General features: G+C 50.3%; 25 protein-coding genes. 11 read left to right on the top strand and 14 right to left on the bottom strand.

Going from position 1 to position 24,620, the window contains the following annotated elements; genetic code table 11:
- Positions 1-34 precede the first annotated feature (34 nt).
- Complete coding sequence (locus tag FAY32_RS01190) at positions 35-757, top strand: MIP/aquaporin family protein (RefSeq protein ID WP_143461501.1); 723 nt, start codon at positions 35-37, stop codon at positions 755-757.
- 58 nt (positions 758-815) lie between these two features.
- Here the strand turns inward: FAY32_RS01190 and FAY32_RS01185 are convergent, their stop codons facing one another.
- Positions 816-1,145 (bottom strand): ASCH domain-containing protein, encoded by a 330-nt coding sequence (locus FAY32_RS01185; protein ID WP_191988124.1) that lies wholly within the window; start codon positions 1,143-1,145, stop codon positions 816-818.
- A complete protein-coding gene (locus tag FAY32_RS01180; protein ID WP_143461500.1) occupies positions 1,114-1,677 on the bottom strand; it encodes an AAA family ATPase in 564 nt (187 codons plus the stop codon). The genes FAY32_RS01185 and FAY32_RS01180 overlap by 32 nt, the downstream gene beginning before the upstream one ends.
- Positions 1,678-2,143: 466 nt before the next feature.
- Here FAY32_RS01180 and FAY32_RS01175 point away from each other — a divergent pair, with 466 nt between their 5' ends.
- From FAY32_RS01175 to FAY32_RS01160, 4 genes are read left to right on the top strand one after another with little or no spacing between them, the layout of a single operon-like run.
- Entirely contained in the window at positions 2,144-3,256 is a 1,113-nt protein-coding gene (locus tag FAY32_RS01175) for an ABC transporter ATP-binding protein (RefSeq protein ID WP_143461498.1), read from the top strand.
- On the top strand, positions 3,234-4,058 hold the full coding sequence (locus FAY32_RS01170) for an ABC transporter permease (RefSeq protein WP_048735050.1): 825 nt from the start codon (positions 3,234-3,236) through the stop codon (positions 4,056-4,058). Before FAY32_RS01175 ends, FAY32_RS01170 begins: the two co-directional genes overlap by 23 nt.
- Positions 4,055-4,858 carry an ABC transporter permease gene (locus tag FAY32_RS01165; RefSeq protein WP_143461495.1) on the top strand — a complete coding sequence of 268 codons (804 nt, stop codon included), beginning with the start codon at positions 4,055-4,057 and terminating at the stop codon, positions 4,856-4,858. The genes FAY32_RS01170 and FAY32_RS01165 overlap by 4 nt, the downstream gene beginning before the upstream one ends.
- Positions 4,855-5,925 (top strand): ABC transporter substrate-binding protein, encoded by a 1,071-nt coding sequence (locus FAY32_RS01160; protein WP_143461493.1) that lies wholly within the window; start codon positions 4,855-4,857, stop codon positions 5,923-5,925. Before FAY32_RS01165 ends, FAY32_RS01160 begins: the two co-directional genes overlap by 4 nt.
- A gap of 198 nt (positions 5,926-6,123) precedes the next feature.
- Here the strand turns inward: FAY32_RS01160 and pstB are convergent, their stop codons facing one another.
- The 4 genes from pstB to FAY32_RS01140 all read right to left on the bottom strand — a co-directional run bounded on the left by pstB (position 6,124) and on the right by FAY32_RS01140 (position 9,745).
- Positions 6,124-6,927, bottom strand: a complete 804-nt coding sequence (gene pstB / locus FAY32_RS01155; protein WP_143461492.1) for a phosphate ABC transporter ATP-binding protein PstB — start codon at positions 6,925-6,927, stop codon at positions 6,124-6,126.
- Between the two features lie 14 nt (positions 6,928-6,941).
- Positions 6,942-7,829, bottom strand: coding sequence for a phosphate ABC transporter permease PstA (gene pstA / locus FAY32_RS01150; protein ID WP_143461491.1), 888 nt, complete (start codon positions 7,827-7,829; stop codon positions 6,942-6,944).
- Positions 7,819-8,772 carry a phosphate ABC transporter permease subunit PstC gene (pstC, locus tag FAY32_RS01145; protein ID WP_143461490.1) on the bottom strand — a complete coding sequence of 318 codons (954 nt, stop codon included), beginning with the start codon at positions 8,770-8,772 and terminating at the stop codon, positions 7,819-7,821. The genes pstA and pstC overlap by 11 nt, the downstream gene beginning before the upstream one ends.
- 79 nt (positions 8,773-8,851) lie before the next feature.
- Positions 8,852-9,745, bottom strand: coding sequence for a phosphate ABC transporter substrate-binding protein PstS family protein (locus tag FAY32_RS01140; protein ID WP_143461489.1), 894 nt, complete (start codon positions 9,743-9,745; stop codon positions 8,852-8,854).
- 281 nt (positions 9,746-10,026) lie between these two features.
- On the opposite strand from FAY32_RS01140, the gene FAY32_RS01135 reads away from it, so the two are divergent.
- Entirely contained in the window at positions 10,027-10,377 is a 351-nt protein-coding gene (locus FAY32_RS01135; protein ID WP_143461488.1) for a hypothetical protein, read from the top strand.
- A gap of 134 nt (positions 10,378-10,511) precedes the next feature.
- On the opposite strand, the gene FAY32_RS01130 is transcribed toward FAY32_RS01135, so the two are convergent.
- Complete coding sequence (locus FAY32_RS01130) at positions 10,512-10,715, bottom strand: hypothetical protein (protein ID WP_143461487.1); 204 nt, start codon at positions 10,713-10,715, stop codon at positions 10,512-10,514.
- Positions 10,716-11,457: 742 nt separating this feature from the next.
- Complete coding sequence (locus tag FAY32_RS01125) at positions 11,458-11,721, bottom strand: PTS sugar transporter (RefSeq protein ID WP_143461486.1); 264 nt, start codon at positions 11,719-11,721, stop codon at positions 11,458-11,460.
- Positions 11,722-11,940: 219 nt separating this feature from the next.
- On the opposite strand from FAY32_RS01125, the gene FAY32_RS01120 reads away from it, so the two are divergent.
- From FAY32_RS01120 to FAY32_RS01110, 3 genes are read left to right on the top strand one after another with little or no spacing between them, the layout of a single operon-like run.
- Entirely contained in the window at positions 11,941-14,304 is a 2,364-nt protein-coding gene (locus tag FAY32_RS01120) for an ATP-dependent DNA helicase (protein WP_143461485.1), read from the top strand.
- On the top strand, positions 14,301-14,993 hold the full coding sequence (locus FAY32_RS01115; RefSeq protein ID WP_143461484.1) for a hypothetical protein: 693 nt from the start codon (positions 14,301-14,303) through the stop codon (positions 14,991-14,993). The genes FAY32_RS01120 and FAY32_RS01115 overlap by 4 nt, the downstream gene beginning before the upstream one ends.
- On the top strand, positions 14,990-15,907 hold the full coding sequence (locus FAY32_RS01110; protein WP_143461483.1) for a sce7725 family protein: 918 nt from the start codon (positions 14,990-14,992) through the stop codon (positions 15,905-15,907). The genes FAY32_RS01115 and FAY32_RS01110 overlap by 4 nt, the downstream gene beginning before the upstream one ends.
- A gap of 258 nt (positions 15,908-16,165) precedes the next feature.
- On the opposite strand, the gene FAY32_RS01105 is transcribed toward FAY32_RS01110, so the two are convergent.
- On the bottom strand, positions 16,166-17,206 hold the full coding sequence (locus FAY32_RS01105; RefSeq protein WP_143461482.1) for a lactonase family protein: 1,041 nt from the start codon (positions 17,204-17,206) through the stop codon (positions 16,166-16,168).
- A 139-nt stretch (positions 17,207-17,345) separates the two neighbouring features.
- Here FAY32_RS01105 and FAY32_RS01100 point away from each other — a divergent pair, with 139 nt between their 5' ends.
- Positions 17,346-17,795 carry a GNAT family N-acetyltransferase gene (locus FAY32_RS01100; protein ID WP_143461481.1) on the top strand — a complete coding sequence of 150 codons (450 nt, stop codon included), beginning with the start codon at positions 17,346-17,348 and terminating at the stop codon, positions 17,793-17,795.
- A 67-nt stretch (positions 17,796-17,862) separates the two neighbouring features.
- Here the strand turns inward: FAY32_RS01100 and FAY32_RS14845 are convergent, their stop codons facing one another.
- The 5 genes from FAY32_RS14845 to FAY32_RS01075 form a co-directional block, all read right to left on the bottom strand.
- Positions 17,863-18,675 (bottom strand): hypothetical protein, encoded by an 813-nt coding sequence (locus FAY32_RS14845; protein WP_225428263.1) that lies wholly within the window; start codon positions 18,673-18,675, stop codon positions 17,863-17,865.
- A gap of 290 nt (positions 18,676-18,965) precedes the next feature.
- Positions 18,966-19,871, bottom strand: coding sequence for a hypothetical protein (locus FAY32_RS14840; protein ID WP_225428262.1), 906 nt, complete (start codon positions 19,869-19,871; stop codon positions 18,966-18,968).
- Positions 19,872-20,033: 162 nt separating this feature from the next.
- Positions 20,034-21,611: an APC family permease gene (locus FAY32_RS01085; RefSeq protein WP_225428268.1), complete on the bottom strand. Its 1,578-nt coding sequence runs from the start codon at positions 21,609-21,611 to the stop codon at positions 20,034-20,036.
- 176 nt (positions 21,612-21,787) lie between these two features.
- Complete coding sequence (locus FAY32_RS01080; RefSeq protein WP_143461479.1) at positions 21,788-22,492, bottom strand: VIT1/CCC1 transporter family protein; 705 nt, start codon at positions 22,490-22,492, stop codon at positions 21,788-21,790.
- 13 nt (positions 22,493-22,505) lie between these two features.
- Positions 22,506-23,192: a VIT1/CCC1 transporter family protein gene (locus FAY32_RS01075; RefSeq protein WP_143461478.1), complete on the bottom strand. Its 687-nt coding sequence runs from the start codon at positions 23,190-23,192 to the stop codon at positions 22,506-22,508.
- 289 nt (positions 23,193-23,481) lie between these two features.
- On the opposite strand from FAY32_RS01075, the gene FAY32_RS01070 reads away from it, so the two are divergent.
- Complete coding sequence (locus tag FAY32_RS01070) at positions 23,482-23,970, top strand: Fur family transcriptional regulator (RefSeq protein ID WP_143461477.1); 489 nt, start codon at positions 23,482-23,484, stop codon at positions 23,968-23,970.
- The last annotated feature ends 650 nt before the right edge of the window (positions 23,971-24,620 follow it).

Here is a 24,620-nt window from a genome sequence, read left to right as displayed (position 1 = left end):
TAACAATAGCAGAAATTATAGTGGAGTTGAAAGCATGCATTATTCATTATTCATTCGGTGTATTGCCGAATTTGTGGGGACAGCCATTATGGTTGGCCTCGGTAACGGTTCCGTTGCCAACGTTGAACTAAAGGGAACCAAAGGCTATCACGGTGGCTGGGTTCTTATCGGGTTTGGGTACGGCATTGGGGTCATGATTCCCGCCTTGATGTTCGCCACCATCTCTGGTGCACAGATTAATCCGGCCATGACGATTGGCGCGGCCGTTGTCGGGAATTTCCCCTGGCAAGAAGTTCTGCCTTACATAATCGCCCAACTACTGGGCGCCTTCGTCGGTCAACTAGCCGTCGTAATTGCCTACAAGCCTTACTACGACCGGACGACTGATGCCGAAGCCATTCTGGGAACCTTTTCCACGATTGACGCTGCCGGTAGTAGTTTCAACGGGTTCGTCAACGAGTTCCTGGGGACCTTCCTATTGGTTCTGGGTGCGGTTGCCATGACCGCCGACAAAGTCGACTCTCGTGCCGATTTTATCGGACTGGGATTCCTGGTCATGTGTTTAGTGGTCTCCCTAGGTGGCGCCACTGGTCCTGCGTTGAACCCTGCCCGGGATATCGCGCCCCGGATTCTCCACGCTATCTGGCCCTTCGAACACAAGGGCAGCTCGCAATTCGGTTATGCCTGGGTGCCGATCGTCGCACCGATTGCTGGTGCCATTGCGGCCACCGTTTTATGGAAATACGTTTTCAGTTAATCTAACGTCTACAAAAGCCATGTTCGCGCTGAACATGGCTTTTTTCATGGCTATTTTTCTAAATCTCAATCGCCACCACACCCCATCGCTGTTCCTGCGCTGGCGTGTAAATGGTATACGTATCGGCGACCATCTGGGCAATATCATCGGTTGGCGCACTCCCCACACTAACCGGCGAATAGCGCCCGTAAAGCTCAGCGAAGGTCGTAAACCGACGGAGCTTCTTCACCCGTCTATCCAGCCGCTGGGTCTCATCCGCCACGTTGCGAAAACAGATCACGTCACCGACATGCAGGCGACGGCGTTTTTCATCGTTTAATCGAATCTCAATGGTCTTACTGCCCGCGCGAATCAAGTCAAATTGATCCGGATTCACTCCCATTTCCAAGCGAATCCCCCACTTCTGTCAAAACTTCAGCAACCTCTTGTGAAACCGTCAGCGTGCCATCCACAATCATATCCGCAGTGGCACCCACCACCTGTTCATGATCGACAAAGATTGGGCGCGCAAAATCAAGGTAAGTCCGCGCCCATTTCAAGATATCCTGAGCTGACTGCTGCTGATAATCGCGCAACAGTTGTCGAGCAAAACAAACGTCCAACGGCGTTTTTACATAAATCACCGTATCAATGTAGGGCGCCAAGCGTTGATGTTCACGGCCAAACGGGAAGTCAACGATGACGGTCGCATACTGGCCGTATACCCGTAAAAAGTCCGCCATTAGCAAACTAATGTCATATTGATTCACGGCTTCCGCAACCGGGGTATCGATCGCTGGTGCTGACGGCAAGGCGTCAATATCGTAATCATCAAAGGAAATTACCGCACTATCTGGCAAGGTCTGCGCTAGCGCTGAAACTAGTGTTGTCTTACCACTACCAGTCACCCCACTAACGACGATAACTTTGCTTTTTTTCATGTCATCCCACCTATCCTGCTGAACTCTTTGTGGTATGTAAACGCTCATGCCCCAAAGCCATAATCGTTGTCGCCCTTCAATCTGTATTGATTCACATGCAAAATTAAATATAAATAAAAAAGCTAATTTAATTTTAATCTTCAGAACTCAAAGGTCAATCCTTTTTGGGGGAAATCGCCCACTCTTAGCGTAGTTAATTTTCTAACCTTTCACAGTTAATTTCCTGCCTTAATCATCTGCGCTGTTCGTCATCTTTTTTCATTTCTTTTTGCCGCTAAACCCGCTATAATCAATGGAGTTGCAACAAGTCCTGTCGCATTTATAAAAGACGAAAATTGAGCCCTATTTTTCGGATTCTAGAGATCAAATCGGCCTACGTTTTAGTCTATACCCGTAGAATTTCTATTAGCTACCATGCGACCACTTTAATCTGCAACCAAATTTATTACTCAGAGGAGGTAGCCTGATGACTCAACCCATCATTGCGCTTCACCACGTCACCAAGCGTTACGGTGACGCGACCATTTTAAAGAATATTGACCTTACGCTAGAGTCCGGCAAATTTTACACGCTGCTCGGACCGTCAGGCTGCGGTAAAACGACCATCTTGCGAACCATCGCCGGCTTTACTGATGCGACCGCGGGCGACGTTCTGTTCGCTGGCAAGCGCATCAACGACGTACCCGCCAACAAACGTAACGTGAACACCGTCTTCCAAGACTATGCGCTGTTCCCCCACCTGACCGTGGCGGAAAACGTTGCCTTTGGTCTGACGCTCAAAAAGACACCAAAAAAAGAAATCACGACTCGCGTTGCTAACGCGCTCAAATTGGTCCAACTCGCCGACTACGGCGACCGCGAAATCAGTGCGTTATCCGGGGGGCAACAACAGCGAATCGCCATTGCCCGCGCCATCGTCATGCAACCAAAAGTGCTACTTCTTGATGAACCCCTTTCTGCACTGGATGCCAAATTGCGGCGAGAAATGCAATACGAATTACGTGACCTGCAGCAACGCCTCGGGATTACCTTTTTATTCGTGACCCACGACCAGGAAGAAGCCTTGGCGATGAGCGATGAAATCTTCGTCATGAATCAGGGAGAAGTCCTGCAAAGTGGCACCCCCGTTGATATTTATGATGAGCCCATCAACCATTTTGTTGCGGACTTCATTGGTGAAAGCAACATTTTGCCCGGTAAAATGCTCGACGACTTCCAAGTCGCCTTTGGCGGTCGCCAATTTGAATGTGCCGATGCCGGGATTCCCGCCAATGAAGCCGTTGAAATTGTGATTCGTCCCGAAGATCTGACCTTGACCGACCCCGCCAACGCCAAGCTCGTTGTGACCATCGACACCCAACTATTCCGCGGTGACTACTATGAAATCGCCGCAACTGACGACCTGGGCAACGATTGGTTGATTCATTCCGTCAACCCGGCTGAAGATGGTCAGAGTGTCGGGATCACCTTCCGGCCACAAGACCTCCACGTCATGCGTTTCGGCGAAAAAGAAGCCGAATTCGACGCCCGCCTAGAAACCTACGAGGGGGAGGAGGATGAGAGCAGTGACGAAACGTAGAACTTGGCTGTACTTCATTCCTTATGGCCTGTGGCTGGCATTATTTGTCATCGCCCCGGTCGCACTGATCATTTACCAATCATTCTTTGACCTCGGCCATCACTTCACCCTGGGAAATTACAGCACTTATTTTCAATCGGCCACCTATCTTAAAATGACGCTGAATTCCGTGTGGTACGCTTTTCTGATCACCCTCTTCACTGGCCTCATCAGTTACCCCACGGCCTATTTCCTACACCAGCTCAAGCATCGCCAATTCTGGTTACTGCTGGTCATTTTACCCACGTGGATCAACATTTTGCTCAAGGCCTACGCCTTCATCGGTATCTTTAGTCAGGCCGGCCTGGCCAACCAATTTTTGACCTTCATTGGTATTGGTCCCCAGCAAATTCTGTTCACCAACGCCAGCTTCATCTTCGTGGCGACCTACATTCAGATTCCATTCATGATCCTACCGATCTATAATTCGATCGATGATTTGAATCCCGCCTTTGTCAATGCCAGTCGTGACCTCGGTGCCAGCAACTGGCAGACGTTCCGCCGAGTCATTTTCCCGTTGACCCTTCCTGGCGTCAAGGCCGGCGTACAAGCCGTCTTCATTCCCTCGCTCTCCCTCTTCATGTTGACCCGCCTGATTGGTGGCAACAAGGTCATTACACTGGGGACTGCGATCGAGGAACATTTCTTAACGACTATGAACTGGGGGATGGGCTCCACGATTGGGGTCATCCTGATTGTCGCGATGATCATCGTCATGACCTTGACCGGCGATAAGAAGCCGAAAGGAGGCGCACCACGATGAGTAAAAAATTAGCGAATCTCTACCTAATTTTGGTCTTTGCCGTCTTGTACGCGCCCATTGTCTTTCTGATTGTGTACTCCTTCAGTCAAGGTGAAACGATGACCAATTACCACGGCTTCACGTGGCGCCATTATCAAACACTGTTCAGCGATGCCCGCATGCTCGCCATCGTTGCCAACACGTTGCTGGTTGCCTTACTGTCATCGTTGATTGCAACCCTGATTGGCACGCTAGGGGCGCTGGGAATCAACCGCACCACCAAACGGGTCACCCGTGAATCTCTTTTGACGCTCAATAACGTCCTGATGGTCTCACCCGATGTCATCATTGGGGCTAGTTTCTTGATTTTCTTCACGATGTTAAAGATTCCTTTGGGCTTTGGATCGGTTCTGATGAGCCACATTGCCTTCGAGATTCCCATCGTGGTCCTGATGGTCCTCCCCCGGCTACGAGAAATGTCGTCTTCACTGCTAGACGCCGCAGAGGACTTGGGGGCAACGACCCGGCAACTCTTGACTCAGGTCATCATCCCCTTCATTTCACCCGGAATTTTCGCGGGCTTTTTCATGGCGTTGACCTACTCGTTAGATGACTTTGCGGTCACGTTCTTCGTCACTGGGAACGGCTTCTCTACACTGTCCGTGGAAATTTACTCCCGAGCACGTCAGGGTATCAACCTAGAGATCAATGCCTTGTCCGGCGTCATGTTCCTCTTCTCACTGTTACTGGTCGGTGGTTATTATTGGATTCAACAGGCCAGTCAGAAACGTAAGCACCACAAGCGGGAGGTGGCCTCATGAAACGTTTACTCAGTTTAATCGTGGGCTTGCTCGCTGTCTGTGGATTGCTGGCCTACACGAGTCAATCGCTGGAAAAATCCAGTGGGAGTACCGGCAGTAAGGTCCTCAATCTATACAACTGGGGCGACTATATTGACCCCACCCTCTTGACCAAATTTCAGAAAGAAACGGGTTATCACGTGAACGTCGAGACCTTCGACAGTAACGAAGCCATGTATACCAAAATCAATCAGGGGGGCACGCACTACGACTTAGCTGTCCCTAGTGATTACATGGTGTCGAAAATGAAGCGCGCGCACCTCTTACAGCCATTGGACAAAAGTCGCCTAACTGGCTGGGGCAACTTCGACCAGCAATTTCTCAATCAGTCGTTCGACCGCGGTAACCGTTACTCCATGCCTTACTTCTGGGGGACGCTGGGAATCGTGTACAACGATAAAATGGTCAAAGCCAGTGACGTTCAACATTGGGATGACTTATGGTCACCCAAGTTCCGTGACAAGATCATGCTGATTGATTCGGCCAGAGATATCATGGGTATGTCGCTGGTCACGCTCCACAAGTCGATGAACGCAACCGATCCCCAAACGTTGCTGGCCGCTGAAAAGCGTCTGAACACGTTAGCGCCCAACGTCAAAGCAGTAGTTGCCGACGAAATCAAGATGTACATGATTCAAGATGAAGCTCCGCTAGCTGTGGACTGGTCGGGTGAAGCGTCAGAAATGCTGGCTGGAAATCGGCATCTGCACTACGTTGTCCCTAGCGAAGGGAGTAACTTGTGGTTCGACAATCTAGTCATTCCCAAAACGGCCCAACACTACAATGCCATTTACGCCTTTCTCAACTTCATGAGTGAGCCGAAGAATGCCGCGCAAAACGCAAACTACATCGGCTACGCGACACCGAATAAGAAAGCCAAGGCCCTGTTACCCAAGGCTGTGCGTCATGACCGAGAATTCTACCCTGATCAGAAGACCATCGACCATCTGCAGGTCTATCGCGACTTGTCACCAAGCATCGTCGAGCTCTATAATGACCGCTACTTAGAATTTAAGATGCACCATTAACTTAAGCTGCATCGTCCTCATGACAAATCAAATGGCACTGATAACATCTCATTTTCAGATGTTGTCAGTGTCATTTTTATAATCTGTTAAGTTAATCAGTTGGTGTGTCCCCGCTGAGCGACGGCTCGCTGTTGGGGGCGGTCAAAGAGGGCCTGAGACTTTCGCCTCAGGCCCTCTGGTCACTTACTTCTAAACCATTTACCCAAAGCTTCCGGAAATGTAATCCTGAGTGGCCGGAATCTGAGGGTTACTAAACATCGTGGCCGTTGGCGTGTACTCCATCACGTGACCGAGATGGAAGAACGCACACTGGCTGCTGACCCGCGCAGCTTGTTGCATGTTGTGGGTCACGATGATAATTGAATACTTTTTCTGCAATTGCAGTAGCGTCTCTTCAACCTTAACCGTTGAAATCGGATCTAACGCGCTACAAGGTTCGTCCAGTAGCAGCACATCGGGTTCCATGGCAATCGAGCGGGCAATACATAACCGCTGTTGTTGCCCCCCAGATAGCGCCAAGGCACTCTTGTCCAAGCTATCCTTGACTTCATCCCACAGAGCGGCACCCTTTAAACTCGTCTCGACGCGTTCTTCTAATTCTGCTTTTCCTTTAATTCCGTTGGCCTTCAACGCGTAAACGATATTTTCACGAATCGACTTTGCAAAGGGGTTAGGCCGTTGAAAGACCATGCCGATATGGCGGCGAATTTCGTAAATGTTCACGTTAGGCTCGTTGATATCAACATCGTGATACCAGATTTTACCAGTCACGGTCGCAATCCCATCGTTCATCCGGTTCAACGAACGCAGGTACGTCGACTTTCCAGAGCCTGAAGCCCCAATCAGCGCTGTAATTTGGTTCTTAGGAAAGCCCAGGTCCGCATCATGCATGGCGTGGTTGGCGCCATAGAAGACCTGCAAGTTTTCCGTTCGCATCGCCAAGGACACGTTGCCGGCGAAGGTCTGCACCGCCGTTTTTTCAAATGAATACTGTTTTAACATTGCAGCTCCTCCTCTTACTTGCTAGCCGTGACGCGCCGGTAGAGGAAGTTCCCCAATACCCGGGCACCTAAGTTGAACAATAGCACGGCAATAATCAGGACGGCCGAAGCAGCAGCGGACAGCTGCGATGCATTGCTAGCTAGTCCCTCCGTGTTGACCTTCCAAATGTGGACAGCCAACGTCTCTGCTGGTCGGAACGGATTCAATGGGCTGGCTGCGTCCATTGGATTCCAATCCGCAAAGTTCGTGACGGGGGCACTCTGACCAGCCGTGTAAATCAAGGCAGCGGCTTCACCGAAGACCCGACCGGCACTTAGCACGATTCCAGTCACGATTCCTGGCAATGCCACGGGTAAGATAATCCCAATTTCAGTCTTCCATTTGGATAAGCCCAATGACAGCCCTGCCTCCCGCTGATTACGGGGAACGGCACTCAATGACTCTTCAATATTTCGCGTCAACAGGGGCAAGTTGAAGAAGGTTAACGCAATCGCCCCAGAGATAACGGAAAAACCAATCTTGAACTTCACGACAAACAGCAGGAAACCAAATAGCCCAACGACAACGGACGGCAATGAGCTCAGAACTTCAATTGCTGAACGGATCAAGCTCGTCCGCCAATTGTCCTTCGCGTACTCCGCCAAGTAAATCCCTGCCCCTAAGGAAATCGGGATGGAAATCAACATTGTCAGCACTAATAGGTAAAAGGAGTTGAAGAGTTGCACGCCGATACCACCGGCACCACTGAAGGCATCGGTCGTTCCGGTTAAGAAGGACCAGCTCACATGGGGTAATCCGGCAATCAAGATGTAGGCCAATAAGAAGATCAAGATACCAACCACCGCAGCCACAATCAAATTAATGATGACCGTCGCGATAAAGTCTGTTCGTTTAGCGCCCATTCTTTAATTGCCCCCTCTTTGCGATGAACCGAACCAGTGCGTTAAAGAATAATGACATCAGTAATAGAATCAACGCTAAGGACCACAAGGCGTTGTTCGGTAACGTTCCATCGATAGTATCCCCAATTCCAGTCGTTAACTGGCTGGTCAAGGTCGAGGCTGGTGAAATCAAGTTCTTGGGCATAATGGCTGCATTCCCGATAACCATTTGAACGGCCAAGGCTTCACCGAAAGCTCGCGCCATCCCGAAGATGACCGCAGTCAAGATTCCGGGCGTTGCGGAACGTAAGATTACTCGGGAAACGGTTTGCCAACGCGTGGCGCCTAAGGCCAATGAGGCTTCTTTATAGTGCCGGGGAACGGCACGTAAACTGTCGACCGTCATCGTGGTAATCGTCGGTAACACCATGACGAAGAGCACAAAGGTAGCCGAGATGATTCCGAAACCAGATCCACCAACTAAATGCCGCATGAAGGGCACCACAACGGCCAACCCAATAAACCCATACACAACTGATGGAATTCCCACCAGTAACTCAATCACGGGTTGGAGCACTTTACGCCCCTTGTTGGGTGAAATTTCCGTCATGAAGATGGCGGTCCCGACCGCAAATGGTGTTGCCACGATGGCCGCGGCAAAGGTCACGGCAAACGACCCCACAATCATGGGTAAGGCCCCAATATTGCCTTGATCAGGTGCCCAGTTGGTTCCCGACAGGAACTTCCACAGGCTCACATGATTCTGAGTGAACGTGGCGATTCCTTTAGAAGTAATAAACCACAGCATGGACGCGACCACCAAGATAATCACGCCAATACAGAGGTAGCTGATGCCGCGCCCAAGCCAATCTTCACGGGTTGCGCGGGTTGCCCGGTGCAGGCGGACATCCCATTCGTGGGATTGGGCGTCTTGTTTTTTCAATTGAAAATTGGTTTGTTCCATAAGTTGACTCCCCCTTAAAAAAAGATGAAGGTGCTACGACCGCACCTCCACCCATGTGACAAACAACTGCTTTTAAAAATTAGTTTTGCGTAACGGTACCCTTAGCATCCTTAGCGACCTTCATGTCGTGGATACTGATGTAACCCATGTCCTTAACCAAGCTGTCTTGAACATCTTTAGAGTCCATGTACTTCAAGAAGGCAGTCGTGGCCTTGTCAGGCGTGCCCTTCGTGTACATGTGTTCGTAAGACCAGATCTTCCACTTGTTCGTTTCAACATTGTTGTCCGTTGGCGTTACGCCATCAATGGAAACGGCTTGTAACTTGTTCGTGAAGTAGGAGAAGGCTAAGTAGCTCACTGCACCTGGCGTTGAGCCAACGATCTTTTGAACAGCACCGTTAGAGTCTTGTTCTTGAGACTTCACAGCGTCCGTCCCCTTCAGGACAGCATTCTCAAAGGTTGCTCGCGTCCCACTACCTTGGGCCCGGTTGATGATGACGATCTTTTGGTCCTTACCACCGACTTCTTTCCAGTTAGTGATCTTACCCGTAAAGATTTGCTTTAATTGCGCCATCTTCAGGTTCTTGATACCGGCGTCTTTGTTGACAACTGGGGCCATCCCCACAACGGCAACCTTGTGGTCCGTTAATTTGTCAGCTTTGATACCATCTTTTTCTTCAGCGAAAATATCAGAGTCCCCGATAGAAACGGCACCAGCTTGAACTTGGCTCAACCCAGTCCCGGAACCACCACCTTGAACCGTCAAAGTCACCTTGCTGTTCTTAGCGGTGAAGTTGGCGCCGGCCTTTGCTGCCAATGGTTGTAAGGCAGTTGAGCCAACCGCTGTCACCTTGCCGGATAGTGCTTCGCTGCTACTGCCCTTGCTACTGGATGAGCTCGTGGCCTTGCCACAACCCACTAATAGTAAACTAATTGCTGCAATCCCCATTGCTAACTTTGATCCCTTATTCATCTCTGTCACTCCATGTCTTTTTTTAAGTATAGTAGAACCACCACTTCGTAAGCTAAGCATCTTCGTGGTGCCTCCCCTTAACTTACAACCTTGATTCTAAGCGATGAATATATATTATTGGTCGCATTCGTGTAAATTTTCGGTAAATGTTGCCGGATTTCTGATTTATTTTCGATATTTCAGATAGTTAACCCCCAAACACGATTTTTCCAACAACTATGGGGGATTAATTGCGTCTTACCCGGTAAATGACTAGAATTAGAATTAAGAGGTGACCAGAAGTGGCAAACAAAAATGAACGCGCAGAACGGCACGCTATTATCGTTGATATGAATGACTTTCTGATGGATTATGCAGCTGAAAAATTGGGAAAGCAACCCGATTTGGCCCAGAAGGTCGCAGCGGCAGCCAAATCCGACTTAACCGGTTTGGATCGACTATTTAAGGACGACGGGGTTGGGCGCCGCACCAAGTATCTCGACCTAGCCGCCGGATTTTTACGCGATGAAGCAGATGCCGATGAGGACAACCAGCAACACGACTTCACGGCCGCCAGCGAAACGTTGGGCAACGAAGCCATTGCTTACTTGGCTAACCACGCCCAGGACTTCGACCGTTGGGAAGAAGCCTAACGTTCATCTAATCAAAACCAAAATAAATACGAGAGAAAATTTCTAATCGCCATCGCGGTGACCCCAAATTTTCTCTCGTATTTTTAGTTGTGGGCCACCGTAACTTACCGTGTTAAAATGACCCCCACTTGTCGTTACTGCCACTGCCATAAATCGGCTTTCATATTGGTCGCAATAATCTGTGCCAACAGGTCGATAAATTGGTCTGGCATGTACTTGGTCGTATCCAAACTCGTGGCCTTGCCATTGACCGCGGTAATGACCAATCCCTCATGGGCCAACGTCAGCCCGTACTTGGGGGCAATCTGACACAGCCGTGCAATTTTTGCTTCGTCCAAATGTGGTGACTCCCTTCACACAATCTAAATTGAGCTTAGCGAATCCCTCACCACTCGTCAAGCAATCACTAACTAAAAAAGAGTTAGGAATTGACCTAGCCCTCTAACACAATCTCTTTAATAACAAAACTAAAGGTTGAAAAATAAAATTCAGGTCTCATCTCAGTATTGGTAAGCAGTCGCACCGTTAAATTAGGCTAAATTGGGCGCACTCCGGCTGCCAGGGATTCCGCCTGCTGTGGGGACGCTTCAGACTGACAGACCACCAGTCTTCTCGCTCGCTTTGAAGCCACGAAAATCGCGTGTCTCCAAAGTCGCCCGGGTTGTAAGCTGGCTGAAAATTCGTAACCAGCTAAGACCACTTTCACGGCTGGCTCCATCCCCGGCCCCCTCCGACGCTGACGGTGTTTTATCAAGACAACGGCTATAGCCCACAGCTACCTGGCATTGTGGAGTCAATTGATAACGTCCGTTACGGTTATTCTCAAAGTCGCCTGAGTGCACAATGTAAGCCGAGAGGTCGGCAGATATGAGCTCAGGCGCGTCGTTCTACTTAGTCAGTAAGTGTTTTTCTTACTGGCTTAGTAGAAAACCAACCTTGTAGACTCGTGATTTACGAGGCTTCAAGTTGTGTTCGCACCGTTCCAGCTCATATCTGCCGGCCGGTAAGGCGACCAGACCACCAAGTTGCCTAGTTTTAGGACCATTGTTGTTGGTAAAACAGGCTTGGATCCTTCAACCTTTAATAACAGAATTGATCCTTTGCCAACTGCTGATGAATTGCTGCCGCTAACTGGGCTTCGTCCGGACCATCTGCAACCACTTGAATGAACTTACCACCGTACTTTGATAACTGGGCCACTTCATGCTGGAGCTGCGGATTCAGTTCGACATCGCGAACCTTGATCGTTGCCGTACCCGTGTAGCGTGAGCAGATTTGCTGCAGCGCGGCTGCTTCGTCGACCGGGGGCGTTACTTCATATAAAGGAAAGCCAATTGTTTTCATCGTGATCACCTCTGGTTCTATTGTAAGCGATTACATGACCGTTGCCAATACTTTTATAAAAAATTCACAATAAGTCATTCCAGCCGAACGCGCGTTCAAACTTACCGAAATCTATGGTATGATACCGGTTGTGTGTATCACATCGACGGGAGGCGCCGGATTGCGTTGCTCCCCTCAACAGTAAGTTAAAACTTCGTAATGAAAGTGAGGTGACGGGTCATGACCATTAAATTAGGCGTGCGTGAGTTGGTGGAGTTCACCTTACGAACTGGTGACCTCAGCAGCACTTCTGGGAGTCAGAACACGGCCCTACTTGGTGCTCAGATTCACCGACGCTTACAAAAGCAGCGGGGAGCCGACTACCAAAAGGAATATTATCTCGATAAAAACTTAACGCTAAATGGAAACGACTACCTGCTCCACGGTCGAGCCGATGGCGTCACCCTGACCAAAGACGGCGCCACCATCGAGGAAATCAAGACCTCAGAGACCGTTTTCGACCAGCTCAGCGATAACACCCTGACCCTCTACTGGGCACAGGTCAAGATCTACGCCTACCTTTTGATGGCAAAGGAAACGGATCTCGATGCCGTGACCCTCACCCTGACCTATTTTCAGACCAACACCGAGACCACCACGCAAACCGACCAAACCATCACCCGGGCTGAAGCGCAAGACTTCTTCGATACTGTCATCACCGAATACGTCACTTGGCTCAAATTTCGTTCTGACCTGCGTGACCGGCGCGACCCAACTATTAAACAGCTGACCTTTCCCTTCGACCACTACCGGCCCGGTCAACGTGAACTGGCAGTAGCCGTTTACAAGACTATCCTCACCAGCAAACGACTCTTTGCCGAGGCACCAACCGGAACGGGGAAGACGATCTCCACCCTCTTTCCTACCATTAAAGCTGTCGGTGAAGGTGTCATTCAACGAATTTTTTACCTCACCGCCAAGCAAAGCACCCGCCGTGTCGCCGAAGAAGCCATCACCCTCATGGCCAGTCAGGGGCTCAAGTTGAAGAGCATCACGCTCACCGCCAAGGCCAAAATTGCCTTTCCTGAAGAGGCCGATCTGTTGCCCGAGGAGAATCCCTACATGCTGGGCTATTACGACCGTCTCAAACCGGCACTGCTAGATCTGCTTGAAAATAACGACCAGCTTACCCGCCCGGTCATCGAAGAATATGCGCGCAAACACACGCTGGACCCGTTTGAATTTCAACTCGACGCCAGTCTCTTTTGTGATGTCATCATCGGTGACTACAACTACCTGTTCGACCCGCAAGTTCACCTGCAGCGTTTCTTTGCGACCGAGGATCCCGACAACTTTTTCCTGATTGACGAGGCTCACAACCTGGTCAGCCGTTCGCGGGACATGTACTCCGCAGCAATCAGCAGTCAGCCCCTCGACCACCTGGTTGAGATGAGCCGCGACCTGCCCCAAGCCAGCAAGAAATTGCACCGCCGATTGGCTGATCTACGGGCGACCTTTGACGACATTTGTGCGCCACTGCTCGCGGATGGTCGCACCGATAGCACCTTTCTGACGCCGCCGGAAAACTTTGAACACGATCTTGGCCGCCTGGTCGAAGCCATTCACGACTGGTTGGTCGATCAACCACAGACGCCCTTCACCCAGGCCATCCTTGACTACTACTTTGCCGCCATCAGCTATCAGCGCATCGGTGACTACTACGATGACACCTACCGCATGCGCTTAGAAATCGCCGATGGCAACATCACCTTGAAGGAACTCTGTTTGGATCCCAGCGCCTTTCTCGCCAACAGTCTCGCCCTCGGCCACGGCGCCGTCCTGTTCTCCGCGACCCTGTCTCCCATGGACTACTACCAAACGGTGCTGGGGGGTGATCAGGACAGTCTGGCCTACCGTCTCGACTCGCCATTTGAGCCGCAGCACCAAGAAATCCTGGTCACGACCTACATCCAAACTACTTACAAACAGCGTGACGCCAATCTTGCAAACATCCTGCTGGCCATTAAAACGCTGGTCGACGGCAAGACCGGGAACTACCTGATTTTTCTGCCGTCCTATCACTACCTCCTCGATGTCAGTCAAGCCTTCGCCATGGCCTATCCCCACATTCACACCGTCAGTCAACAAGCCCAAATGGCCGAAGCGGACCGGACGGCATTTCTCGCTAATTTCAAGGCCAATCCCACTACAACGCTGGTCGGCTTCGCTCTCCTGGGCGGCATCTTCGCTGAAGGAATCGACTTAAAAGCTGACCGCTTGATCGGTGTCGGGATTGTCAGCGTTGGCCTGCCGGGAATCAATCCCGAGACCGACCTGATTCGCGACTACTTTGATCAAGACTCGCATAACGGTTTCGCGTACGCTTATCAGCTGCCCGGCTTGAATAACGTCTTTCAGGCAGCGGGCCGGTTGATTCGCGGATCCCATGACGTTGGCATTATTTTATTGATGGACCAACGCTTCGCCAGTCCCCGCTACACGCAACTCTATCCTCGTCACTGGCAACATTTCCGTCGTCTCTACCGTCCGGAACAATTGCCGACCGCCGTTCAGAACTTTTGGCACCAGGAGGTCTCACAATGAAAACCAAATTAACGTTAGCCATGGAAGCCACCCTTTATGCCTACTGCAGAGAAGCCGGGGCCTTTGCCGTGGAAGAGGTCACGATGCCCGCCGACGCCGGCATCGTCGACACGCTCAGCTATCAGGAATTAGCGGACAAGTCCATCGAGTGGCGCTGCTACGAGCTGAAGGTCACCAAGAGCGACTTTCACTCCAAGGCCAAGCTCTCCTTCGTTGGCCATTACAATTACTTCGTTCTGCCATTAAAGCTGTACCAAGCGGTCGCCGACGAGATTCCCGCGCACATTGGGGTGTTGATCTACCGGCCATTCGACCCAGAAATGTTGGCCACAGCGACCGAGGCGCCCACCACACCGGGCTATTTGACCATTACCCGGCCCCCACGCCACCAGGAGTTGCAGGTTCCCGCATCGGAACTGACCACCCGCTTCATCGCCTCGCAGGCGCGCGAGGTCGGTAAGGCCAAACAGATGGCCACCGGCCTCAAACAATACAGCACCGAGCGTCTCTATCAGGAGCTGAAAAAGCGCCATCAACACTATGACATTTACGATCCCGCGGCCAATTTTTATGACCAATTCATCGATGACACCCAATCTGCCGCGGTCACGGCCCTTCAAAGTGAGATTGACGCTCTCAACTTGGAACGCCACGAGCTACAAGAGAAGCTCAGGGAGCAACGCCCATGATCTACTTTCCTTACTTTCGGGGTCGCCAATACGACCTGCTGGCGCTGAAAAACATTGCCCAACAACACGTTTTGCCGCGAAACATTATTCCAATTATTGAACCGGTTCGCGATATTCGCGCGTTGCCACAGACCGTGGCCGCCTTCGTGGAACACGACCAACCCCTTGTGGTCATCGCCAACCCCACCGTCAGTGATTACGCCTTGACCCAGCAGAAGCTCTACGATTGGCGCCCCTACGCTGAAAATTCCAATCTTATCATCGGTCACATCTTGACCCCCACCACTATTCCACGTGACCTCCAGCCCTCAGCAACCCAACAAACGCTGTTGGTCGCGCGGCAATACGACGAGTTAGTCGCTGCCCAACACGCCGGGTGGTTAACGGCACCAACCTACCTCTTGGTCCCGCCGGAAGCGCGAATTCGCCAGTTGCTCAGCCGCTCAACCGGTAGTCTGTACGACCATGCCTGGATTCCCGAACACGATCGGAGCTACGCCGACATCGAGGACGGTTTCTTCAGTGAGGACTGGCAAACGGCTCCCCTAGACGGTTATACTAGCGTCAGCGACTACACGATTGGCGGCGCTCACTACAGCGAGCATGGTTATCCGTCACGGGCCGTCACCCTCCATCTGACCTACTTCGCTGGCGACCAGTTACGGATTCACCGCTTCGTATCCGATGACCGTGACGACTACCGCCACCCGAAGGAAAAGTTCTTTCAAGCGGTCGCCAAACTAGCGGCTTGGTTGCCGGAGCAATCGGCGGCAGTCCAGACACCGGCCGCCCTAGCACTCGCCGATTATCACGTGACGCAGCATTTTCCCGGCCTAGGCGTCGTCAAGCGGCTCAGTCTGGAACACCATTTGCAGACCATGGCAGCGTATTTTAAGACCCATTATCCTGATTAAGGTCTAATGACAGTCTAGACGCTTGCCAATACTAGGCTGAGGCGTGGCTTTCAGCTTTCAATTAGAGACTAAAATAGCGTTTGGAATGGCTGAATTGACAGCCTTCCAAACGCTATTCTTTATTTTATCTTGCTAAAATGTGTGCCAAAAGGCAGCCGGCTCCGTTTAAACCTAATAGCCCAACAATCCAAGCCCAGGATTATTGAACCATCCGCTTTAATGCGCATCAGCTAATCACCTTTAGCCTCACGCTCTTCTTTAAGCCGGTAAAACGCTAACGCCTTCCGGTACCATGAAGTCTTTTTGAACCAAGGTCAGCTTACCGCTCTGCGCATCGCGTTGATACAGACTAGCATTGTCGGAGTTCTGGTTGACCACTAAGACTAGGCTTTGATCAGCAGTCCAGTTGAAGTCCCGTGGGAAGTCACCTTCCGTGGAGATGCGTTGCACCGTCGTCAACGTGCCGTCTTCTGCGGTCGCGAAGACCGTAATCGAGTTGTTGCCCCGGTTGGACACGTAAACGAACCGACCATCACTACTCAACCGAATCGCAGCGGAACCGTTGTGCGCCGTCCAGTCGTCCGGAATCGTCGAGATAATCGACTTTACCGTGAACTTGCCGGCAGCCGCATCGTAAGCCAAAGTGGCCACGTTACTGCTTAATTCACCAACTAAGTACGCAACACCCTTTTTGGCGTCAAAGACGATGTGCCGTGGCCCGTAGCCAGCGGGTAAGTCCACGTGGCTAACGGGGGTCAATTTGCCGGCGTCGGACACGTCGTACAGATAAACTTTATCTGAACCCAAGTCACAAACGACTAACCGGTTATCTGGGGTCAAGTCAGCAAAATGGGGGTGGGGACCGTCGGCTTGTTCGGGTGCTGGACCAACTGGATCTTGGTCGATCACTTTGTCCGTTTCCGTCAACGTTCCGTCAGCAGCGATGGCGTAGACCTGAACCGCAGCGGTATGGTAGTTCGCCGTGTAGACCAGCTGACGCGCTTCGTCAACTGCGACATATGCTGGTGAAGAACCCGTTGCCAAGACCTGTTGAATGGCCCGTGGCTTGTCTTCGCTCATATCGTAGATGATCAATCCACCATGCGTTTCACCATCAGTTTCCTTCTTGTTGATGACGTACAGCCGCTTAGCCTTGGCCTTTGCAATGTAGGTTGGGCTCCCAGCTGATGCTAACCATTCACAATCCGTTAACTTCGGTGCCTTGGTGTCCACGCTGACCCGGTAGATGCCGCGACTAATCCGCTTGGTGTAAGTTCCAATATAAAAATCTTCCGTCATGTGTGCTACCCCTTTCAACTTGCCAATATCACTTTCAAGTATAGCACAGCTGAACGATTAACACCGAGGAAGTCACTAGCGTTCAGTTGCATTTACCGGTACAATGGGGCTAAACGGATTCAGAAAGGAATCACCGCACATGTCTAGCTTCGAAGGGTATCATCCCCTATTAACCCCTACTTTTCGTTTCGATTGGCTCACCCGCTTTAAATTAAAGAACGTTGCCGACCTGACTAATCAAGACCTCGGCGAAACGGCTGACTGGGTCAACGGCACCATGCGCAACACCATGGCCCGTACCGCACTGACTTGGGGAATTGAACGGCGGCAGACGCACAAGTTAATTGGCTGGGGGGGCTTCACCAACTTAGACCTCAGCGCGCACAAGGGCCAGGCTTGCCTAACCGGCAAACGCCTCCCCGTCGCCGAACAGCAAGAAATCGTCGACCGCTTAGTTAGTTTCGGCCGTGAGGAACTTCAATTGACCAAACTGACCTTACCAGATACCACCCTGCTGGACGATGCCGTCCTAACTGCGGCGGGCTTTATAAAAACTGATGACCAGTGGCGTTGGACGCTGCGGCATTAACCACTTTAGATCGTAAAAAAACACATTTCTGTGTGCCGAGTCATTCGGTCCAGAAATGTGTTTTTAGTTATTTAGCCGCAAAAACCAAGAGTCCCATGCCACTCTTCAAATAGGGCGACTGGTTGGACGAATCACTAGGCGCTATTTTACCCGCAATCCGCCACCGTTGAAGGTCAGCTCGTTGACCCGCAGTGAGTTTGTCATTCACAGCCTGTTTTACTTCCGCTAAGCTATTCGGGTCGTCAACTTTAAACCGGACCAGGTAGAAGGCACTGTATAACGCGTTATTTTTCGTTAATAACTGGTCAAAGTCATTGTTAGCCCCGCTATCTTCCTCCGTTAAAATCGGTTGATTGGTGGGCGACGCAAAGACTTGATTGACCACTGCCATCAACGCACCGTCGTACGCGGCATGGGGGAACAACTGCATCAGTTTGATATCTGCGGGTCGTAACTGCTCTGCCTGCGTTGCCGCCGTCCAGTTCATGCTTGACGTGGTTGGCGTGGCGGGAGTCGTAGCCGCCGACTTTAAGTAACCGCGCCAGATCCAACCCCCATGCTGACCGTCAGCGCTGTTCACATGGTAATAAATTAAGTATTTGCCCGTCGCCACATCATACAATTTTTCATGCGCATTGGTATACCACGTCACGTCTGACAGGCTACTATTATAGCCATACCAGGTACCCAAGTGTTTCGAGTAACGACTCCCCTTAACCGCGGTCATGGCGTGCCGGCCCATCTTAGCCCGCCAAACTAACCGAACCGAATTGGACCGACTAGCCGAGTACTGCGAGTTCGCTGACGCTGTCGTTCCCAAACTGCCTAGTAAACTGACACCAACACCCAACGCAATAATTCCCTTAACAACTTGTTTCATGTTCTAACCTCCCCAGTTATACATTTAGTTTAGTCAGAACCTGTGTTGAAAACTACTTAATTCCCTAAAACGTTTCCTAATGTTAAGAAAGTTTTTGCTGGTTGCCATTAAATATGACTAATTCATTCTTCAAAAATTATTTTAGGAAAATGTCTTCAGTCATCCACCAATAATACTATCGCTCTAACGTCAAGATAAATCACATCATCCACCTAATAATTCTCACGATAAAATTGGTCTATGAAGTCTCTTTAGATTTCATAAACCAATTTTTCTATATTTTTATTATTCTACTCTTTTACTAGGAAAAGTATACCTTCTCCGGCCGGAGTCGTCTCACTTTCTGCATCTGCTGGCTCAATCTGACCACCAACATACCAACCTTTATATTGATTATCCCTGACACCAGTATCATATCCTGCATCGGTCAATGCCTGAGCCACTTCACTACTACTATTAGGATCACTCACATTAAACAAAATCACTTGGAAACTATTTGTTTTTAATCCCCATCCAGCCAAGAAATCACTATACTCTTGATGCAGAAGTTCAGTTGTCCTACCTTGATCTAAAATATCTCTACCAGTTCCAGTTTCTAGAAAGTCATTTGCAGCTCCAGCGGCCTGTTCACTATAAAACGAATTTGGAAATTGTTTCATCAAGTTAATATCTGCTGGCTCAAGAGCATCCACTTGAATATACGGTGTCCAATCCATCGTCGACGTTGTAGCCGGTGTAGTACTATCCGTTGACGTATTCGAATCCGTCGAACCATTCCCATCCGTGCTCGTCGATGGCGTTGTGGCTGGTGCACTCGTCTTAGTCTTTTTAACGGAACTAGCATCCTTCAAGTACCCCCGCCAAATCCAGCCACCGTGCTGGCCATCCGCACTATTCACGTGATAGTAAATTAAATAGTTGCCAGAGTCCACGTCATACAGCTCTTCATGGGCATTTGTATACCAAACCATATCTGGTGTGTCACTGTTGTAGTCATAGCGAATGCCTAAGTGTTCCGAGTAGCGTGCGCCTTGACTCGCTACCAGTGCATGTCTCCCCATACTTGCCCGCCAGACTAACCTAACTGAGTTGGACCGACTAGCGGAGTATTGTGAGCTAGCTGATGCCGTTAGTGTACCGCCTAAGAGGCTCACACCCACTCCCATAGCAACAATGCCTTTAACAACATTTTTCATCACACATCCCTCTCCCTTAATTAGCCTCAGTTTAGTCAAAAGGATATTTTTCGGCCACATAACCGCCATCTGATCTAACCGATTGTAAAGGTTCGGGACTCAATTACTCTGTAAATAAAAAGGAGTTCCCACCAGCAACTGGTCAGAAACTCCCATAACATCCTACTCTTCAGTAACGCGTTGATTCAATTCTTCAGCAATACTAAATGATTCGCTGTAATAGGCATCATGCACGCCCAAGTAATAGCAGGCCAAGCTCCCCCCGGCTACGAAGACGAAATCCAGTGGATAGGGGAGTGTCCCCAGACCGCCAAACTCCGTACTTCCAATCAAGGACATGATGGTCAGCCAAACCATCTCGGCTAACAACCAACGACTGCCCTTGAGGCTCGCACGTAAAGCATGCCACCCCGCCGGTTTTCTGACTTCATAGTAGACGTAGCAGATCAGCCCTAGGGCAATCACCCCAAAGACTTCAATTGTCGTCGGCCACTTGGCCCAGTAGATGGCTAGACTAGCCAACACGTAAGCCAGTGGCGCCCACCAATGAACGCCGTGCAAGCGAAACGGCCGGACAAACTTCGGCCCTTGCCGCCGCAATGCCGTCACCGTCACCGGCCCCGTCAAATAGGCGATCAACGTCGATGTCGAAATCACGTTGGACAACGTACTCCAATTGCGGAAGCCCGCGACCAAGACGACGCCCAACACCATGTTGACGACCATCGCCCGCCGCGGCGTCTGATACTTGCGATTGATTTCGCCTAACCGCGTGGGAATGTGCTTGGTTCCCGTCATCGCGGCCAGTGCCCGACTGGTCGTTGCGACGAAGGAAACCCCGGTGCCAAACGGTGACACGAATGCGTCCAAGTACAGCAATGTTGATAACCACCCCAAGTTCAACAGGATGGCAATATCAGCAAATGGCGACTGGAAGTTAACGCCCTGCCAGCCATGTTGCAGCATTCCCGTAGGCACCGCGCCAATAAAGGCAATCTGCAACATGGTATAGATCACGGTACTGATACTAAACGCAATCACGATTCCCCAGAAAATGTTACGTTCCGGGTGTTCGATCTCATTACCCATGTTAATGGTCGTCTGAAACGCATTGTAGGAGAAGATAATCCCCGCTGCCGTTGTTGCCGAGAAGATCGATGCACTCCCGGCCGGCATGAAGCCAGCGGTGTGCGCAAAGTTTTGCGGTTCAAACCCCGTCCAGATCAAGACGATGATGGTCAACGTGGGAATCGCCAATTTAAAGATCGAAATAAAACTCGTAAATCTGGTCAACAACTTTACCGACCAGAAGTTCAGGAGGGTAAAGGCCAGAATGAACAGGAAGACAATCACTAACCCTTCGTTGGTGATGTTGCCGTCCTTCAGAAAGCCCCGGGTCCAGTTGGCCCAAGCCCACGGCCAGGAACTCATGTACTGAACCGCCGCCACCGCTTCGATGGGAATAATCGTTAAGAGCGACAACCAGTTCGACCAGCCCGCGACGAACCCCAACAACGGACCGTGGGAGAACGCGGCGTACTGACTCATCCCGCCACTCGTGGGAAACATCGTTCCCAATTCAATGTAATTTAATGCAATCAGGCCAATGACAACGGCCCCTAAAATCCATGATAAAACTGCGGCTGGGCCAGCGATTTGGGCAGCCATTCCTGCCCCAAATAGCCAACCCGAACCAATGATGGCACTCAGCGTTAACATGACTAAAGAGAATAAACTCATCTTGCGCTTCAAGCCAAATTCCTCACTTTCAAAAGATAATCCGCCAGCTAGTGTCCTGGACTAGCTATGCTGACCAGTATATGGTCATCAAGCCGTCTAGTGATCGCTATCTAACGTATTCGACCCATTGTACACTTGCTCTCTGGCAATGCAATAAGAAAGTGGGAATAATCCGCTTAGAAGAATTGCCCGACATAGTAGTGAATGAACATGGTAATAATCCCGACAATCACGTTACGAATAATGGCTGTCTTCACTAGCCCATGTCCTAATTTAGCACTCAGAAAACCCGTTAAAGTTACCGACAATAGCACCGCCACAATGGTTGCTGGCCACTGCGTTGCGGCCGGAAAGATAGTCATCGCAATCAACGGGAAAGTACCACCGAGGGCCGCCGCAAACAGTGAAGAAAAGGCCGCGTCCCACGGGTTCATGTAGTGGCCGAGTTGAATGTCTTCCTTAACGTTCACAACGGTGCCCAACGCATCCTTACTCATCAAGTCCTTGGCGATGGCCAGCGATGTCGCCTCACTGACACCCCGGTCTAGGTAAAATTGTTGCACGGCCTTTAATTGACCCGCGTAGTCCGTGGCCAGTAACCGTTCTTCCTTGTCCACGGCCGCCTTTTCGGTATCCTTCTGCGTGCTGACAGAAGCGTATTCACCCGACGCCATGGAAAAGGCGCAGGCGAGTAAGTCGGATAGGCCGGCGATAAAAATGGTGAATTGATTATTCGTTGCGGCGGCAACACTGAACAGCACCCCGACGACGGTCAGAATACCATCATTAGATCCCAGAACACCAGCCCGCAACGTGTTAAGTTTTTCTTCCATCGTTTGGTGTTGCTTTTTCGTTTTTTTCAATTCTTGATTTGCAACCATAGTTGAGCCTCCCCTAGGCAAATAAGCTACCGATGCCGTATGTGACCAGCATCGTTAAAATTCCGGCGATGACGTTCCGCATCGTCCCGTTCCGACGGTTTGCATTTCCCAGCAAGGCCGCCACGTAACCGGTAATTGATAACGCCACGACTACGGCCAAGAAGGTCCCCAGGATGCGCCACTTAGCTGGCAGTAAGGTAATCGACAGCAAGGGTAAAATCGACCCCGTGGGGAAAGAAATCATCGATGCAATCGCTGCGGAAAACGGATTGGTATACTCACCAACGTTAAAGCCAAACCGTTCACGGACGGTGGTCTTAATGGGATCTTCGGCCATCATTTCCTTCGTGGCCTGCGCTGCTAATTCTGGTTTGATGCCAGTCGCTACGTACTTGTCACGGACAAAAGAAAACTCGTCATCGTAATTGTCATCTAATGCGACTGTTTGGGTTTCAATGGCCTTACGTTGCGCGTCCTTTTGCGTGTTGACCGAGACATACTCGCCCATGGCCATGGACACCGTCCCCGCAATCATCCCAGCGATTCCCGAGATAAAGATGGCATAACTACTGGTGGCCGCCCCGGCAACACCAATAACGATTCCGGCAACGGATAAGATCCCGTCGTTAGCCCCCATCACACTCGCACGGAGCACGTTGATCCGTTGTGCTAACGTCGCTTGCTTCTTTGCTTTTTTCATAACTACTTCGCCCCCAAAAGATTTCCGATCATTCAATCATATTTTAGTTTAACACTAGTTAGAAACAAAAGTTAGGTGTATCTAATTAATCTTAACCAGTTTAGAATGATTATTATCTGCTAACGAATCCATTGTACTCACTATCCACGAAAAAGTAAACGCCAATCTGGTAAATTTTAATTTTTAATCACGATTTATTCTAAAGTGGAGCGGAATGCTGGACGTGTCGTCAAAATGTGGTTTAATAGAGTCAAACTAGACTGATTATAAATTAAAGGAGGGATTCCCAATGGCTAGTCAGCAACAACTTCTCAATCAAGCCTTGAAGACGCTGAAGGCACATCACGTCCGGGTGACCCCGCAACGGCAGATTATTTTGACTTACTTGGTGACGCACCATAACCATCCGGCGGTCGACACCATTTTTAACGCCTTATCCGACCAGCTCCCTAACCTTAGCATGGCGACCGTTTATAACACGCTTAACCTCTTAGTGGACCTGGGTATCGTCATTGAATTGCCGAACGACAACGGCGGTATTCGCTATGATTTCTATGGGCGCCCCCACTACCACGTTATCTGTGAAAACTGCGGTAAGATTACCGACGTCTTCGCCCCCGACTTCGATGAAATCGAACAGGAACTGAACCATCAGGCCAGCGCGCAAACCGGTTACTTGGTAACGAGCAATCACGTTGAGGTTTATGGTCTCTGTCCCGAATGTCAGCAGAAACTACACATTGACCGGAAGCGACAGAACTGGGCGACTGCGGAATAACATCGACAGCGTCCCCACATCAGGCGGAATCCCTGGCAGCCGGAGTACACACAAGTTAGCCTAATTTGACGGTGTGATGACTGTTGACCGACCCATACTGAGATGAAACCTGAATTTCATCTTGCAACCTCGTAGTTAGTAACATGCGTTTCACAGGCACTAACCGTTAGCACTTATCCAAAAAGCGTGCCCTACTAAACCTAGTAGGTGCACGCTTTTTATGTTGTCGCTTGTTAGTCAGGTTGGTTGCACAACAAAGCAAAATTTTTTAATCCAGTGCCGTGAGGTGTTACCCTTTTCAGTAGAGGGTCTCGACTCACGGAACTGCCAATCGCAAGTCGCTGGCGGGCTTCCACTAAATATTTGCTACACTGAATAGATTGCCGGATGATATATTGTCCCACTTTTTCAGGGTGGGCTGGGCTGTTTTGAGGTCTGCACAAACCAGCTGAAAGCGGCGCCATATCAATGTTAACGGCAAATTCATCGTCAGGGAAACAACTAACTCGGTCGAAATGTATAAAACCGAACACTTAATATTACAGATAAGTTACAGGGGACACCAACATTTAATCTATTTGAAAACACCGCCAGCAAAGCCTATAGCACTCGTTATTGACACCGTAATATTACGCAAAAAGCCCAATATG

The organism is Levilactobacillus enshiensis, from assembly GCF_007115095.1.
Taxonomy (GTDB): domain Bacteria; phylum Bacillota; class Bacilli; order Lactobacillales; family Lactobacillaceae; genus Levilactobacillus; species Levilactobacillus enshiensis.
The sequence above is the reverse complement of the archived record's forward strand: the minus strand, read 5'-3'. Positions and strand labels throughout refer to the sequence as shown.